The sequence below is a fragment of the Aeromicrobium sp. Root472D3 genome (assembly GCF_001426485.1).
Classification (GTDB): domain Bacteria; phylum Actinomycetota; class Actinomycetes; order Propionibacteriales; family Nocardioidaceae; genus Aeromicrobium.
Genome location: NZ_LMET01000001.1, coordinates 1394012 through 1409739, shown reverse-complemented (window position 1 = coordinate 1409739; position 15728 = coordinate 1394012). Strand labels below are relative to the sequence as shown.

Sequence of the window (15728 nt, the reverse complement as noted above, 5' to 3'; positions counted from 1 at the left end):
ATTCCTCCTCGGTACGGAGCCGGGGAGCCCGGCACTCGTGACCGACCCTAGTGTCCGGGTGGGTCGTGCGGGAGGGCCTCGGAGCGATTGCCGGGCGCTGTAACCGTATCTTCACCTCGCGGCGACAGCGAGCCCTCGAACCCGCTCGCCAGCCGACACCGGTCGCCAGCCGCGAGGAACGAGCGGCGTGAGCGAAGCGAGGCGACCCACCCAACCCTCGCCTCGGTCGCTGGCGCTCCCTCACGGTCGGCCGCAAGCGGCCTGCCTGGCGAACGGGTGGTGTGCGAGGTGCGTCAGCTGACGGCGGCGATCGCGAGCACCTTGGCGCCGACCGCGATGGCGCGCTCGTCGACCCGCAGGTTGCCCTGGTGCAGGTCGTACGTCGGCCCGTCGGGGGTGCGGGTGCCGAGGCGTCCCATCGAGCCGGGGACGGCCTCGACGTACCACGCGAAGTCCTCGCCGCCGAGGCTCTGCGCGGTCGACGCGACCCCACCGGGGCCGACCGCCTGCGAGACCGCGCGGCGCAGGATCTCGGTGGCCCCGAAGTCGTTGACGACGGGCGGGACGCCCCGGACGTACGTGACGTCGGCGCTGACGCCGAACGGCTCGATGATGTCGCTGATGAGACCGCGCACGAGGTGCTCGGCCTGGTGCCACGCGGCGGCGTCGAGCATCCGCAGGGTGCCGCTGAGCTCGCCGGTCGACGGGATGACGTTGGCGGCGTTGCCGGACCGGATCTGCCCCCACACCATGCTCGCGCCCGCGCGGGGGTCGAACCGCCGCGACAGCACGGCCGGCAGCTGCGTCAGCAGGCTGCCGAGCGCGTAGGTCAGGTCCTCGGTCAGGTGCGGGCGGGACGTGTGGCCGCCGCGACCGCTGAGGTGCACCGTGATGTGGTCGGACGCCCCGGTGATGGGCCCCTCGCGCAGGCCGACCTGACCGACGTCGAGCGACGGGTCGCAGTGCAGCGCGAAGATGCGCGAGACGCCCTTGAGCGCCCCGGCCGCCAGCAGGCGCAGCGCGCCGCCGGGCATGACCTCCTCGGCGGGCTGGAACAGCAGCCGCACGCGCACGGGCAGCCCGTGCTCGGCGTGGGCGTGCGCCAGGGCCACCGCGGCGCCCAGCAGGGCCGACACGTGGACGTCGTGCCCGCACGAGTGCGAGACGCCGGGGACCGTCGACTTCCAGGGGTCCTGCGACGTCTCGACGACCGGGAGGGCGTCCAGGTCGGCGCGCAGCGCGACGATCGGGCCCTCGTCGGGGCCGATCTCGGCCATCAGGCCCGTGCCCTCGAAGCGCTCGTAGGAGATGCCGAGCTTGTCCATCCACATCGCGACGACGTCGGTCGTCCGCTCCTCGTGCCACGACAGCTCGGGCGAGGAGTGCAGGTCGCGCCGGACCTCGATCAGGTCGGGCGTGACCACGTCGATGGAACGGGCGAGCGACTCGACGAGGGACGTGGACATTCCCTCAGGTTAGCCCTGATCGCGCGGGGGCGTCCCGACCCGTCGGCCCGTGGGACGCGCTTCCCCGCTCGGGACGGGTGATCTCGGCCCACACGTCGTCGAGCGACAGGCCCAGGACGTCGGCGATCGCCGCGATCGTCGGGAACGCCGGTGTGGCGATGCGACCGGTCTCGATCTTGCGCAGCGTCTCGGGCGACACGCGGGCGTCGAGGGCCACGTCGAGCATCGACCGGTCGCCGCGCGCCTGCCTCAGCATCGCACCGAGACGACGGCCGCGGTCGATCTCGGCGGGGGTGAGCGGGAGCCTGACCATGGTGCCGATGATAGTACCGGGATGACATGGCCGGTATAGTTATTGGTCAACGAGAGGTTCCACCGATGATCGAGATCATGAGCCCGGCCCAGATGCCACGCGCCCGCGCCGCCGGCGCCCTGGTGGGGCACGTCCTGCAGACGCTGCGCGAGCGCGTCGACGTGGGCACCAACCTGCTCGAGATCGACGACTGGGCGCGCTCGATGATCGACCGGGCCGGCGCGGTCTCGTGCTACGTCGACTACGCCCCGTCGTTCGGTCGCGGACCCTTCGGCCACCACGTCTGCACCGCCGTCAACGACGCCGTGCTGCACGGGCTCCCCCACGACCGGACGCTCGCGGACGGCGACCTGCTGACGCTCGACCTCGCCGTGACGCTCGACGGCATCGCGGCCGACTCGGCCATCAGCTTCGTCGTCGGGACGGCGCGACCGCCCGGCAGCGTCCACCTGATCGCGGCCACCGAGCGGGCGCTCGCCGCGGGCATCGCCGCCGCCCGTCCAGGAGCCCGTGTCGGCGACCTGTCGCACGCGATCGGCACGGTGCTGCAGGACGAGGGCTACCCCGTCAACCTCGAGTTCGGCGGCCACGGCATCGGGACGACGATGCACCAGGACCCGCACGTCGCCAACGCCGGACGCCCGGGGCGCGGCTACCGCCTGCGTCCGGGGCTCCTGCTGGCCCTCGAGCCGTGGGCCATGGTCGACACCGACGAGCTCGTGACGGACGCCGACGGGTGGACCCTGCGCAGCGCGACGGGATGCCGCACGGCGCACAGCGAGCACACGATCGCCATCACGACCGACGGGGCCGAGGTGCTGACGCTGCCGCCGGGGGCACGCGCCTGAGTCAGGCGGCGGGGTCGCCGCGCTCGAGCGACGCGCGGATGTGCTCGATCGTCTCGTCGGCCAGCGCGTCGAGCTTGCGCCGCAGCACGAGCGGGGCGAGGTACTTGACGATGCCGCGGAACTGGAAGTCGGCGCGGTAGTGGATCTGCGTGCGGTCGCCGTCGCGCGTGAACGTCATCGAGTCGGTCGCGGTCGACTGCGCGTTGGTGCCGCGCGCCGAGAAGAACGTCGGACGGTCGTACCCGATCGTCGTGTACGTCAGCTCGACCTCGCGACCCGCGAACGACGACCGGTTGGAGTAGGTCGTCCCGATGCCGCCGTCGCCGCTGGTGCGACGGGTCTCGACGGTCCCGGGATCCCACTCGTTGGTGTTCTCGAAGTCGCTGAGGTAGTCGAAGACGTCCTCAGTGGATCTGGACACCGTGAAGGTCCGCTCGACGTGCATGCCTCCACCGTAGGTCGCGCAGGTTCTGGCGCAACTCCTCGCGCTGCGCGTCCTGCGTGTGGAAGTACCACGCCGTCGCCAGCCCGATCCCCACCAGCGTCACGCCGCCACCGCCGAGCAGCATCCACCGGGCGCCGAACGTCTCGCCGACCCAGCCGATCAACGGCGCGCCGACGGGTGTCCCGCCCATGAAGACCATCAGGTACAGCGCAGCGACCCGCCCGCGCATCATGGGGCTCGACGTCAGCTGGATCGTGGCGTTGGCCGACGTCACCATCGTGAGCGCGCAGAGGCCGAGGACCGGCAGCACCGCGGCGAACGTCGCGTAGGTCGGCATCAGGCCCGCGACGATCTCGGTGACGCTGAAGGCCGCTCCCGCGAGCACGACGAAGCGCAGGCGCGGACGTCCGCGGCGCGCCGCCATCAGGGCCCCCGCGAGCGATCCGACGGCCATGATGGACGCGAGCAGGCCGTACTCCCCCGCCCCCTTGCCGAAGACCTGGGTCGCCATCAGCGCGCTGGTCATCTGGAAGTTCATGCCGAAGGTGCCGACGAAGAACACGCACGTCAGGATCAGGACGAGGTCGGGCCGCGACCGCACGTACGCGATGCCGTCGCGGACGGCGTGCTGGCGGGTGCCGGTGACGGTCGACGGCGTCAGGCGCGTCGGGTCGAGCAGCTGCAGCGACGTCAGCACCGCGAGGTAGCTGACCGCGTTGACCAGGATGACCCAGCCGGCGGCCCGCACCCCCGACCCGAGTGCCGCGATCAGCAGGCCCGCGACGGCGGGGCCGATCATGCGGGCGAGGTTGAAGGACGCCGAGTTGAGGCCGACGGCGTTCGAGAGGTCCTTCGGGCCGACGATCTCGACGACGAACGACTGGCGGGCCGGGGCGTCGAAGGCCGTGCCGATGCCGAAGACGAAGGCCAGGACGTACACGTGCCACACCTCGACGACGCCGGTCACCGCGAGGATGCCCAGCAGCAGCGCCGGCAGCGCCATCGCGACCTGCGTGCAGCGCAGCACCGTCCGCTTGGGCACGCGGTCGGCCACGACGCCCGCGATGGGCGAGAACAGCAGGGCCGGCAGCAGCTGCAGGCCCGTCGTGATGCCGAGCGCCGTGCCGCTGTCGGTCAGCTGCAGGACGAGCCAGTCCTGGCCGATCCGCTGCATCCAGGTGCCGGTGTTGGAGACGATCGCGCCGAGGATGTAGATGCGGTAGTTGCGCACCGCGAGGGCGCTGAACGTGGGGCTCACCGGGCGGACAGGCGCTCGAGCAGGACCGCCGCCTCCTCCAGGGTGCGGCGCTCCGCGGGCGTGAGCTCGTCCAGGGCGTGCGACAGCCACAGGTCGCGCCGGTCGCGCTCCTCGGCGAGCACCGCGTCGCCCCGCTCGGACACCGACATCAGCACCTGCCGGCCGTCGTCGGGGTGCGGGGTGCGGATCGCCATGCCGGCCTCGACGAGCGAGGCCAGCGTGCGGGTGATCGACGGGGGCTGCACCCGCTCGAGCGCCGCGATCGCGCCGGGCGTCGCCTCGCCGAGCTGGCAGATCGCCCCGAGCACGGAGAGCTGGGTGGGCGTGAGGTCGGTGTCGCGCTCCTGGCGGAGGCGGCGGTTCAGGCGCGCGACCGCCCGCGCGAGCTGGTGGGCGTGGGTGGGCACATCGTTAGCATAACAAATTACCTACGCTAACCAATAACCACGCCGGGGAGGGGGTTACCGCCCTTCGAGGAGAGGGTCACCGCCCTCGCGAAGGGCCACAACCCCCTCGCCGAGGGGCAGCAACCCCCTCGTCACCGCGGGGCGGGGTCAGCGGGTGGGGGTGAGGCGTTCGCGGAGGAAGGCGACGACGCGGTCGCGGGCGGCCATGGCGGGGTTGCCGTCGCGCACCTCGTGGGTGAGGACGGAGTGGGCACCCTTGGCGAAGCCGCCGGCGTTGCCGTCGGACGAGTCGAGCTCGATGACCTCGAAGGCGTCGCCGAGGTGCTGCGACAGCGCCGCGAAGCGCTTCGGCGAGACCGCCTTGTCCTCGCTGAACCGCAGCCCCATGACGCACAGGCCGTCGTCCGCGACCCGACGCTTGACCGTCGCGAGCTCGTCGTCCGACAGGCCGACGTCGGCCTGTCGCGAGCCGCCGATCGGGAACGGCACCGACGGCTGGCTCATGACGGGCGCCGTCACCGCGTCGTCGACCGCGGCCGCGAGCGCGAAGCCACCCGTGAAGCACATGCCGATCACGCCGACGCCCTGACCGGGCGTGCGCCCGTCGAGGTCGCGGGCGACGGCGCGCAGGAAGCCACTGATGGGCCGGGCCGAGCGGGTCGCGAACGCGCGGAACTCCGACGACACGCACAGCCGCGCCACGACGCCCGCGACGTAGCCGGCCGACATCTCCTTGCCGGGCGTGCCGAACGGGGACGGGACGACGACCGTGAACCCCTGGTCGACGAGGTGGTCGGCGAGCCCCAGGACCTCGGGCGTCATGCCGGGGATCTCGGGGATCAGCACGACCCCGGGCCCGCTGCCCTTCTCGTAGCAGTCGTGGGTCAGGCCGCCGCCCGTGAACGACGACACCACCCAACCGTCGAGCGTGGACGTCGGCGCAGAAGTCATGCAGCGAGCCTAGGCCTCAGGACGTCATCACGCCCGCGCCGAGAACGGCGCGGGCGGGATGACGGACGAGCTCAGAAATCAGGCTTTGCCCTTCGCGAGCGCTCCGAGGAGGTCGCGGTTGAGCCGGCTGATCGTGTCGAGCGGGATGCCCTTGGGGCACGACGAGGTGCACTCACCGATGTTGGTGCAGCCGCCGAAGCCCTCGTGGTCGTGCTGCTCGATCATGCCGATGACGCGCGAGTCACGCTCGGGCTGGCCCTGCGGGAGCAGGCCCAGGTGCGTGATCTTGGCGGCCGTGAACAGCATGCCCGAGCCGTTGGGACACGCCGCGACGCACGCGCCGCAGCCGATGCAGGTCGCCGACTCGAACGCGTGGTCGGCGTCCTCCTTCGGCACCGGCAGGTTGTTGGCCTCGGGCGCCGAACCGGTGGGCGCCGAGATGAAGCCGCCCGCCTGGATGATGCGGTCGAACGCACCGCGGTCGACGACGAGGTCCTTGACGACCGGGAACGCGCCCGCGCGCCACGGCTCGATGTCGATGACGGCACCGTCCTCGAAGCTGCGCATGTGCAGCTGGCACGTGGTCGTCGTCTGGGGGCCGTGGGCCTGTCCGTTGATGACGACGCCGCACGCCCCGCAGATGCCCTCGCGGCAGTCGTGGTCGAAGGCGATCGGGTCGTCGCCGCTCAGCGTCAGCTGCTCGTTGAGGACGTCGAGCATCTCGAGGAACGACATGTGCTCGCTGACGTTCTCGACGCCGTACGTGACCATCTTGCCCTTGTCGTCGGCGTTCTTCTGACGCCAGACCCGCACGGTGATGTTCACTTGTAGCTCCTCGACTTCATCTCGACGTACTCGTATTCGAGCGGTTCCTTGTGCAGCGTGGGCTGCTTGTCGCCGTACTCCCAGGCCGAGACGTAGGCGAACTCGTCGTCGTGACGCAGCGCCTCGCCGTCCTCGGTCTGGCTCTCCGCGCGGAAGTGGCCTCCGCACGACTCGCGCCGGTTGAGCGCGTCGATGCACATGAGCTCGCCGAGCTCGAAGAAGTCGGCGACGCGACCGGCGCGCTCGAGGGTCTGGTTGAGCTCCTCGTTGACGCCCGTGACCTTGACGTTGGCCCAGAAGTCGACCTTGAGGTCACGGATCATGCCGATGGCCTTGGTCAGGCCCTCCTCGGTGCGCTCCATGCCGCAGTAGTCCCACATGATCTGGCCGAGCTCCTTGTGGTACGAGTCGACCGTGCGGGTGCCGTTGATCGCCAGCAGCGTCGTGATGCGCTCCTCGACGGCCTGCCGGGCCTCGACGACCGCGGCGTGGCTGTCGTCGACCTTCTCGAACGGGCCGTCGGCCAGGTAGTTGGCCAGCGTGTAGGGCAGGACGAAGTAGCCGTCGGCCAGACCCTGCATCAGCGCCGAGGCGCCCAGGCGGTTGGCGCCGTGCTCGGAGAAGTTGGCCTCGCCGGCCACGAACAGGCCCGTCAGGTTGCTCTGCAGGTCGTAGTCGACCCACAGGCCACCCATCGTGTAGTGCACGGCGGGGTAGATGCGCATCGGCTCGGTGTACGGGTCCTCGCCGGTGATCTGCGCGTACATGTCGAACAGGTTGCCGTACTTGGCCTCGACGGCCGGACGTCCGAGACGCTCGATCGCGTCGGCGAAGTCGAGGTAGACGCCCAGGCCACCGGGGCCCACGCCCTTGCCGGCGTCGCACTGGTACTTGGCGGCGCGCGACGCGATGTCGCGCGGCACCAGGTTGCCGAACGCCGGGTAGATGCGCTCGAGGTAGTAGTCGCGCTCGTCCTCGGGGATCTCGCTGGCGAGGCGCTCGTCGTTCATTTTCTCCGGCACCCAGATGCGGCCGTCGTTGCGCAGCGACTCGCTCATCAGCGTGAGCTTGCTCTGGTAGTCGCCCGACACGGGGATGCAGGTGGGGTGGATCTGCGTGTAGCAGGGGTTCGCGAAGTAGGCGCCCTTGCGGTGCGCGCGCCACGTCGCGGTGGTGTTGCAGCCCATCGCGTTGGTCGACAGGAAGAACACGTTGCCGTAGCCGCCCGAGGCCAGCACGACCGCGTCGGCGGTGTGGGTCTCGATCTCGCCGGTGACCATGTCGCGCACGACGATGCCGCGCGCCCGGTCGTCGACCATGATGAGCTCGAGCATCTCGTGACGCGTGTTCATCTCGACCGTGCCGGCCGCAATCTGGCGCTCGAGCGCTTGGTACGCGCCGATCAGCAGCTGCTGACCGGTCTGGCCGCGGGCGTAGAACGTGCGGGAGACCTGCACGCCGCCGAACGAGCGGTTGTCGAGCAGTCCGCCGTACTCGCGGGCGAACGGGACGCCCTGCGCGACGCACTGGTCGATGATGTTCACCGACACCTGCGCGAGGCGGTAGACGTTGGACTCGCGGGCGCGGAAGTCGCCGCCCTTGACCGTGTCGTAGAACAGGCGGTAGATGCTGTCGCCGTCGTTGCGGTAGTTCTTGGCGGCGTTGATGCCGCCCTGTGCGGCGATCGAGTGCGCGCGTCGCGGGCTGTCCTGGTAGCAGAAGCTCTTGACGTGGTAGCCCGCCTCGCCGAGCGTCGCGGCGGCCGAGGCGCCCGCGAGACCCGTGCCGACGACCAGCACGCTGATCTTGCGGCGGTTGGCCGGGTTGACGAGCTTGGCGTTGAACTTGTGGTCGTCCCAGCGCTTCTCGATCGGACCCTTGGGCGCCTTGGCGTCGTGGATGTCGTCGCCGAGGGCGTGGAACTGCTCGGACGGGTTCTTGTACGGCTCAGTGATGGTCATGATCCAGCTCCGAAGAAGAAGATGGCGAACGGGACGGTCAGGAAGCCGCCCGCGATGATGACGGCCAGCCCGATCGAGACCGCGGTGAGGCGCGACGACCTGCGCGTCGAGCTGTGGTTCTGGCCCAGCGTGGTCAGCGCGCTCCAGAAGCCGTGGGCGAGGTGGAAGCCCACCGCGACGAGGCCGATCGTGTAGAGCAGGACGACCCACCACAGCTCGAAGCCGTTGACGACGCGGTCGTACTTGCTGTCGGAGGCGCCGCCGGGCGACAGCCAGTTGGGCAGCATCTGCGCGACGTGGCCGATGATGAACAGCAGCAGGATGATGCCGCCCCAGCGCATCGTGAACGAGGCGTAGCTGCGCTGGACGCCCGTCTTGTTCTGCTTGGTGTGGTACCGCGTGTTGCCCACGAAGCCCGCCGCCGCCTTGTTGCGACGCCACAGCGTGACCGCCGCGTAGACGTGCACGACCAGCGCCGCGGTGAGGACGATCCGGATGATCCAGAGCGCACCCTCGTGAGGCAGGTACGGGTAGAGGATGTCGTCGAGCCCCTCGAGGTAGCTGTCGAACTTCTCACGGCCCTGGAAGAACTTCAGGTTGCCGTACATGTGGACGAGCAGGTAGCCCAGCATGATGAGCCCCGACACCGCCATCGAGTACTTCAGGGCGACGGTCGAGCGCTTGGCCGACGGTCGCTTCGCAGTTTGAATAGTTGCCACGCTCACACAGTAAGCCGGTTCGACGATTCGCGCTAAGTCTTGTTGAGGGCAACCTTCATAGCCAACGGCTATGCAAGACTGGTGAGGTGCAGATCCACCAGCTCGCCTACTTCGTCGCCGTGGCCCGCACGCGGCACTTCACGCGCGCCGCCGACATGACCGGTGTGTCGCAGCCGACGCTCTCCAAGCAGATCCGGGTGCTCGAGAACTCCCTCGGCACTCCCCTGTTCGTGCGGCACCGCGGCGGCATCGAGCTGACGAGCGCCGGCGAGGCGCTGCTGCCCCACGCACAGCGCATCCTGATCGACGTCGAGAGCGCCGAGCGCACGGTCCACGAGGTCGCGAGCCTGCGACGCGGACGCGTCCGGCTCGGCGCCACGCCCTCGCTGTGCGACGGCCTGCTGCCCCAGGCGCTCACCCGGTTCCACGAGCGCCACCCCGGCATCGACCTGGAGGTGCAGGAGGCCGGCTCCCGCGTGCTGACCCGGGAGCTCGCCCAGGGACGGCTCGACGTCGCGCTGCTGATCGTGCCGCTGCACAGCGACGAGCCCGACATCGAGACGACGCCCGTGCTGCGGGAGCGGCTGGTGCTCGCGAGCCCCTCGGCGTCCGACGTGCCGGAGCGGATGGACGTCGCCGACCTGCGCGACCTGCCGCTCGTGATGTTCCGCGAGGGCTACGACCTGCGCGACGTGACGCTGCGCGCCTGCGCCCAGGCCGGCTTCGAGCCGCGGCTCGCGGTCGAGGGCGGCGAGATGAGCGCGGTCCTGCGGTTCGTCGAGGCGGGTCTCGGGCACGCCGTCGTCCCGGGCATGGTGCTGTCGTCGCGGCCGCAGCTGCGGGCGTCGCAGCTCGGCCACCCACCGCTCGACCGCGTCATCGCCCTGGCCCACCGCAGCTCGGAGGCGCTGCCGCTGGCGGCACAGGCATTCAAGACCGAGCTGCTCGACCACCTCACGACCGTCGGCGACGGCGACGGCGACCTCGAGCTGGTCTAGTCGGCGCCGAGGGCGAACGACTGCTGCGGCACCCAGCCCGCGTCGTCCTGGTGGTGGTACAGCGCGAACTCGCTGACCGTGAACCGGCACTCGAAGTCGGCCAGCTCCTCGTACGCGCGGTCGAGGCTGCGGTCGTCGAGGTTGTGCGCGACCGTCACGTGCGGGTGGAACGGGAACTGCGGCTCGGGGCTGTCGAGCGCGTCGCGCACGCACTGCGCGAGCATCTCGGTGTACGAGATCCCCTGGCTGACCGCCACGAACACGACCGGCGACACGGGGCGGAACGTGCCCGTGCCCCGCAGGCGCATCGGGAAGGCCGGCAGCGTCGCGGAGGCCCGCTCGAGCGAGCCCCGGACGGCGTCGAGCTCGCCGTCGGCCACCTCGGTGGGCGGCATCAGCGTGACGTGGCTCGGGATCGTCTCGGCCATGGGGTCGCCGAACTCGGCGCGCTTCTCCCGCAGCAGCGACCCGTACGGGTCGGGGACGGGGATCGCGACGCCGATGATCGTCACGGCCGGATGCCCCGCACGAAGCCCGACCGCTCGTAGACGAGGTCGAGCGTCGTCGCCGCGACCTCGCGGGCCTGCGTCGCACCCTGCGCCAGGATGCGGTCGAGCTCGCCGCGGTCGTCGAGCAGCTCGCGCGTCCGGTCGCCGAACGCGCCGACGAACTCGGCCAGCAGGTCTCCCAGGGCGACCTTCAGGTGCCCGTACTGGCGCCCCTCGAACTCGGCGACGACCGTCTCGACGGGGTCTCCCGTCAGCGCGGAGTAGATCGACAGCAGGTTCGAGATGCCGGGCTTCGCGACGGGGTCGAAGGCGATCTCGGTGCCGGAGTCGGTGACGGCGGAGCGCAGCTTCTTGGCGACCTGCTTCGGGGTGTCGGTGAGGTCGACGACACCCGCGTGCGACTGGTTCGAGCCGCTCATCTTCGACGTCGGGTCCTGCAGGTCGTAGATCTTGGCGGTCGCCTTGACGATGTGGGGCTCGGGCACCGTGAACGTCTCGCCGAAGCGGTGGTTGAAGCGCTGCGCGAGGTTGCGGGTCAGCTCGACGTGCTGGCGCTGGTCCTCGCCGACCGGGACCTTGTCGGCCTGGTACAGCAGGATGTCGGCGGCCATCAGGATCGGGTAGGTGAACAGGCCGACGCTCGACAGGTCCTGGCCGCCCTTGACGCTCTTGTCCTTGAACTGCGTCATGCGGCTGGCCTCGCCGAAGCCCGTGATGCCGCCCAGCACCCACGCGAGCTGGGCGTGCTCGGGCACGTGGCTCTGCACGAACAGCGCGCTGCGGTCGGGGTCGACGCCGGCGGCCAGGAACTGGGCGGCGGCGACGTACGTGCGCTCGCGCAGCAGGGCCGGGTCGTACTCGACCGTGACGGCGTGCAGGTCGGGCACGAAGTAGAACGCCTCGAACTCGTCCTGCAGCGCGACCCACTGCTTGAACGCGCCGAAGTAGTTGCCCAGGTGGTACGAGTCGGCCGTGGGCTGGGCCCCGGACAGCACGCGTGGTCGACGGTCGGCAGGCATGGGGACGATTCTGCCAGCCGGTCCGAGCCGTACCGTGTGCGCATGCCCGACGGCCCCGAGGACGATGTCGACACGGCCGCGTGGCACGCGCCCGCCGTGCAGGCGGCGTGGAGGTCCCACGTCCGTCGCGTGCGGCAGCAGGTCGTCGGCGCGGTCGTCGTCCTGCTGGTCGTGGGCGTGGTCTGGGTGCTGGTCGTCCGCCACGACGACGCCTTCCTGCGGGGCGGTGTCGAGACGTCCGCGACGGTCACGGGCGGCGACGTCCACACGGGCAGGGGACAGTTCCCCGACCGCATCTACGTCAGCTACACCGTCGACGGGACGCTGTACGGCGGCACGCTGGAGGACGAGTCGCCCACCGACCACCCCACCGGCTCGACGATCACCGTGGTCCACGACCCCGACTCCCCCGGCGAGTTCCGCACCCGGTCGAACCCCAACCACGGCCTGGCGCTCGACCTGCCGCTGTTCTTCGCGACCGCGGCCGCGATCATCACGCTCGCGGTCGGCGTGTGGGGCGGGGTCGCCGCGCGTCGCTGGCGCCGGTGGCTGCTCGCGCACGGCACCACCGACGTCCGCCTGCAGTGCTCGGCGAGGCTGCCGCGAGGCCACGACGCGGGCCGGTACCTCCTGCGCGTCACGCGGGACGGCCCCGAGCCGCTCGACGTCGTCGCCCGGCTGTCGGGTCCCCGCCGGTGGACGGAGGGCTGGTCGGTGGCGAACCGCTCCCTGCGCCGCTTCGAGGGTCCGGGCCGCATGTGTCCCGGCACGCGCCGCCGTCTGCTCGTCTTCGCCCCGGACGCGACGATGCCGCTCGAGGTGGCCGCACCGCGACGCGCCGGCACCTCCGAGGGGTGGATGCAGCGCTTCACGCCCGACGAGGGTGGGTAGTGTCACGCAGGTGACTGACGTGCGCCGGTGGGACGTTCCCGGCCGGGTGAACCTGATCGGCGAGCACCTCGACTACAACGGCGGTCCGGTCCTGCCGATGGCGATCGACCGCACCGTGACGGTCAAGGCCCGCGCCCGCGACGACGGGACGGTCAACGTCTGGAGCGACCTCCCCGGGGCCGCCAAGGTCTCGTTCGCCGTGACGGTGCAGCCCGGTGAGGTCGACGGCTGGGCCGCCTACGTCGCCGGGACGGTCTGGAGCCTCGCCGACCGCGGCCACGCGATCCCGGGTGCCGACCTCGTCATCGAGTCGCGGCTCCCGTCGGGGGCCGGCCTCTCGTCGTCGGCTGCCACGACGTGCGGCGTCGCGTCCGCGCTCGACGACCTGTTCTCGCTGGGCCTCGGCACCGACGACGTCGCGCTCGTCGCGCAGCACGCCGAGGCGGGGTACGTCGGCGCACCGGTCGGGCTCATGGACCAGCTGGCGGTGCTGCACGGCGCCGCCGAGCAGGCCGTCCTGATCGACACCGCGGTCACGCCGCACACCACGACGCCCGTCGCGCTGGGCTGGGAGGCCGACGGCCTGGTGCTCGCGGTCATCGCGACGGGCGCGCACCACGCCCTGGCCGACGGCGAGTACGCGGCACGCCGCGACGAGTGCGAGCGGGCCGCCGCCGAGCTGGGCCTGGAGCGGCTCGCGCAGGCCGGTCTCGACGCGACGGTCATGCTGGCCGACGAGACGCTCAAGGCGCGCACCCGTCACGTCCTGACCGAGACCGCCCGCGTCCGCGGGGCCGTCACCGCGATCGGCCGCCGCGCGTGGCCCCAGCTCGGCACGATCCTGACGGCGTCGCACGCCTCGCTGCGCGACGACTTCGAGGTCAGCTGCCCCGAGCTCGACGTCGCGGTCGAGGCCGCGCTCGAGGCCGGCGCCCTCGGCGCCCGCATGACGGGCGGCGGCTTCGGCGGCAGCGCGATCGCCCTGGTGCCGCCCGAGAAGGTCCAGGCCCTGCGCGAGCGCGTCGAGGTGCGGTACGAGCAGCACCAGTGGAAGCGCCCCGAGGTCTTCGTCGTGCACGCGTCGGACGGTGCCCACCGGGTCCCCGACACGGGTGCCAGACTGGGCGGGTGACCTCTCGACGTATCGCCTACCAGGGCGAGCCCGGCGCCAACTCCGACATGGTGTGCCAGCGGCACTACCCCGACTGGCAGACCCTGCCGTGCGCGTCGTTCGAGGACGTCTTCGCGGCCGTCAGCGGCGGTGACGCCGATCTGGCGATGATCCCGATCGACAACTCGATCGCCGGCCGCGTCGCCGACATCCACCACTTCCTGCCCACGTCGGGCCTGCACATCGTGGCCGAGCACTTCCTGCGCATCCAGTTCAGCCTGCTGGGGGTGCCGGGCGCCTCGCTCGACACGATCCGGACGGTGCACAGCCACGTCCACGCGCTGGGCCAGTGCCGCAAGATCATCAAGCAGCACGGTCTGCGGACCGTCATCTCCGGCGACACCGCCGGAGCGGCCCGCGAGATCGCCGAGGCCGGCGACGTCACGCAGGCCGCGATCTCGCCGCCGCTCGCGGCGACGATCTACGGGCTCGACGTGCTGGCCTCCGACATCGAGGACGAGGACCACAACACGACCCGCTTCGTCGTGCTGTCGCGCGATCCGGTGCGCGCGGCCGCGGGCAACGGTCCGGTCGTGACGAGCTTCGTCTTCAACGTCCGCAACCTGCCGGCGGCGCTCTACAAGGCCCTCGGCGGCTTCGCGACCAACGGCGTCAACATGACCAAGCTCGAGAGCTACATGGTCGACGGCACGTTCACGGGGGCGACCCAGTTCCTGGCCGAGGTCGACGGACACCCCGACGACGTGCCGCTGGCCCGCGCGCTCGAGGAGCTGGCGTTCTTCACGACCGACGTCACGATGCTCGGGGTGTACCCGGCCGACCCGTTCCGGGCCTCGACGTCATGAGGTGGCCGCTCGTCGTCCCGGTGCTGAGCGACGGCGAGGTCACGATCCGGGCGCACGTCCCGTCGGACGTCGACGGGCTGTTCGAGATGGCCGTCGATCCCGACATGGTCCGCTGGACCGCGATCCCCGATCCGCACACCCGCGCCATGAGCGAGCAGTTCGCGTTCACCGTCATCCCGCGCGGCTGGGAGGACGGAACCCACCGCGGCTGGGCGATCGAGGCCACCGACGACGACGGGCGCTCGCGCTTCGCCGGCAACGTCGACATCCGGCAGAAGCCCATCGCCGACATCGGCTTCGCCCTGCACCCGTGGGCACGGGGCCGCGGCGTCATGGCCCGTGCCGTGCGCCTGGCCGTCGACTGGGCCCTGACCGAGGGTGGCGTCGAGATCGTGCACTGGCGCTCGCACGTCGGCAACGAGGCGTCGCTGCGGGTCGCGCACGCGACGGGCTTCACGCTGCACGGCACGACGCCGGGCATGCTGCTCGAGCGCGGGCGCGTCATCGACGCGTGGACGGGGTCGCTGCGGTTCGGCGACGCCCCGTACGCGCGGACGCCGTGGGCCGGGGCGACGGTGCTCGAGTCCGGGCGGCTCAGGCTGCGGCCGTTCACGGACGCCGACCTGCCGCGCATCGCCGAGGCGTGCTCCGACCCGCTCACCCGGCACTTCCTGTCGAACCTCCCCCAGCCCTACTCGACGGCGACGGCCCGCGCGTACGTCGACGACTGCGTGTGGCAGGCCGCCACGGGCGCCAAGGCGACGTGGGCCGTCGCCGACCGCGCCACCGACGAGCTGCTGGGCAACGTCGCCGTCATGGACCTGCAGGGCCTGGCCGCCGACCACGGCGAGATCGGCTACTGGCTGCACCCCGACGCCCGCGGACGCGGGGTCATGACCGAGGCCACGACGCTGGTCGTCGACCACGCCCTCGACCCCGACGGCCTCGACCGCCGGCGCCTGACCCTGCACGCCGCTGTCGACAACCCCGCCAGCAACGCGGTCGCGCGAGCGGCGGGCTTCACGCTGTTCGGCACGCAGCGTGCCGCCGAACGACTCGGCGACGGCTCGTTCGACGACCTGAACGGCTACGAAATCGTCCGCTGACCCGACACCGGGTCGTCATCTCGCGTTCGTCCGCG

General features: G+C 71.4%; 17 protein-coding genes. 6 read left to right on the top strand and 11 right to left on the bottom strand.

Annotated elements, in window-relative coordinates:
• Window positions 1-293: 293 nt before the first annotated feature.
• Complete coding sequence (locus tag ASD10_RS06970; protein ID WP_056606595.1) at window positions 294-1466, bottom strand: amidohydrolase; 1173 nt, start codon at window positions 1464-1466, stop codon at window positions 294-296.
• A gap of 4 nt (window positions 1467-1470) precedes the next feature.
• Window positions 1471-1779 (bottom strand): helix-turn-helix transcriptional regulator, encoded by a 309-nt coding sequence (locus tag ASD10_RS06965; RefSeq protein ID WP_056606592.1) that lies wholly within the window; start codon window positions 1777-1779, stop codon window positions 1471-1473.
• Window positions 1780-1844: 65 nt separating this feature from the next.
• Here ASD10_RS06965 and map point away from each other — a divergent pair, with 65 nt between their 5' ends.
• Window positions 1845-2627, top strand: a complete 783-nt coding sequence (gene map, locus ASD10_RS06960; RefSeq protein WP_056606589.1) for a type I methionyl aminopeptidase — start codon at window positions 1845-1847, stop codon at window positions 2625-2627.
• Window position 2628: 1 nt separating this feature from the next.
• Here the strand turns inward: map and ASD10_RS06955 are convergent, their stop codons facing one another.
• The 7 genes from ASD10_RS06955 to ASD10_RS06925 form a co-directional block, all read right to left on the bottom strand.
• Window positions 2629-3048, bottom strand: coding sequence for an SRPBCC family protein (locus tag ASD10_RS06955; RefSeq protein ID WP_200938142.1), 420 nt, complete (start codon window positions 3046-3048; stop codon window positions 2629-2631).
• On the bottom strand, window positions 3032-4330 hold the full coding sequence (locus ASD10_RS06950; RefSeq protein ID WP_056606583.1) for an MFS transporter: 1299 nt from the start codon (window positions 4328-4330) through the stop codon (window positions 3032-3034). Before ASD10_RS06950 ends, ASD10_RS06955 begins: the two co-directional genes overlap by 17 nt.
• Entirely contained in the window at window positions 4327-4737 is a 411-nt protein-coding gene (locus ASD10_RS06945; protein WP_056606580.1) for a MarR family winged helix-turn-helix transcriptional regulator, read from the bottom strand. The genes ASD10_RS06950 and ASD10_RS06945 overlap by 4 nt, the downstream gene beginning before the upstream one ends.
• Window positions 4738-4884: 147 nt before the next feature.
• Window positions 4885-5688 carry a dienelactone hydrolase family protein gene (locus tag ASD10_RS06940; protein WP_056606577.1) on the bottom strand — a complete coding sequence of 268 codons (804 nt, stop codon included), beginning with the start codon at window positions 5686-5688 and terminating at the stop codon, window positions 4885-4887.
• Window positions 5689-5766: 78 nt separating this feature from the next.
• Window positions 5767-6513, bottom strand: a complete 747-nt coding sequence (locus tag ASD10_RS06935) for a succinate dehydrogenase/fumarate reductase iron-sulfur subunit (RefSeq protein ID WP_056606575.1) — start codon at window positions 6511-6513, stop codon at window positions 5767-5769.
• Complete coding sequence (locus tag ASD10_RS06930) at window positions 6510-8474, bottom strand: fumarate reductase/succinate dehydrogenase flavoprotein subunit (protein ID WP_056606573.1); 1965 nt, start codon at window positions 8472-8474, stop codon at window positions 6510-6512. The genes ASD10_RS06935 and ASD10_RS06930 overlap by 4 nt, the downstream gene beginning before the upstream one ends.
• On the bottom strand, window positions 8471-9193 hold the full coding sequence (locus ASD10_RS06925) for a succinate dehydrogenase cytochrome b subunit (RefSeq protein WP_235501776.1): 723 nt from the start codon (window positions 9191-9193) through the stop codon (window positions 8471-8473). Before ASD10_RS06925 ends, ASD10_RS06930 begins: the two co-directional genes overlap by 4 nt.
• Window positions 9194-9279: 86 nt before the next feature.
• On the opposite strand from ASD10_RS06925, the gene ASD10_RS06920 reads away from it, so the two are divergent.
• Window positions 9280-10191 (top strand): LysR family transcriptional regulator, encoded by a 912-nt coding sequence (locus ASD10_RS06920; RefSeq protein ID WP_056606567.1) that lies wholly within the window; start codon window positions 9280-9282, stop codon window positions 10189-10191.
• On the opposite strand, the gene ASD10_RS06915 is transcribed toward ASD10_RS06920, so the two are convergent.
• Both ASD10_RS06915 and trpS read right to left on the bottom strand, forming a co-directional pair.
• Window positions 10188-10703, bottom strand: a complete 516-nt coding sequence (locus ASD10_RS06915; RefSeq protein ID WP_056606562.1) for a 2'-5' RNA ligase family protein — start codon at window positions 10701-10703, stop codon at window positions 10188-10190. The genes ASD10_RS06920 and ASD10_RS06915 overlap by 4 nt on opposite strands.
• Window positions 10700-11719: a tryptophan--tRNA ligase gene (gene trpS / locus ASD10_RS06910; RefSeq protein ID WP_056606559.1), complete on the bottom strand. Its 1020-nt coding sequence runs from the start codon at window positions 11717-11719 to the stop codon at window positions 10700-10702. Before trpS ends, ASD10_RS06915 begins: the two co-directional genes overlap by 4 nt.
• Window positions 11720-11761: 42 nt before the next feature.
• Between trpS and ASD10_RS19010 the strand changes: the two genes are divergently transcribed.
• From ASD10_RS19010 to ASD10_RS06890, 4 genes are read left to right on the top strand one after another with little or no spacing between them, the layout of a single operon-like run.
• Window positions 11762-12610 carry a DUF3592 domain-containing protein gene (locus tag ASD10_RS19010; protein WP_056606556.1) on the top strand — a complete coding sequence of 283 codons (849 nt, stop codon included), beginning with the start codon at window positions 11762-11764 and terminating at the stop codon, window positions 12608-12610.
• Between the two features lie 10 nt (window positions 12611-12620).
• The gene (gene galK / locus ASD10_RS19005) at window positions 12621-13742 is read left to right on the top strand and encodes a galactokinase (RefSeq protein ID WP_162248826.1); all 1122 of its coding nucleotides are present in this window, start codon (window positions 12621-12623) and stop codon (window positions 13740-13742) included.
• Window positions 13739-14587: a prephenate dehydratase gene (locus ASD10_RS06895; RefSeq protein WP_056606550.1), complete on the top strand. Its 849-nt coding sequence runs from the start codon at window positions 13739-13741 to the stop codon at window positions 14585-14587. Before galK ends, ASD10_RS06895 begins: the two co-directional genes overlap by 4 nt.
• Window positions 14584-15693, top strand: a complete 1110-nt coding sequence (locus ASD10_RS06890) for a GNAT family N-acetyltransferase (RefSeq protein WP_056606547.1) — start codon at window positions 14584-14586, stop codon at window positions 15691-15693. The genes ASD10_RS06895 and ASD10_RS06890 overlap by 4 nt, the downstream gene beginning before the upstream one ends.
• Window positions 15694-15728: the final 35 nt, after the last annotated feature.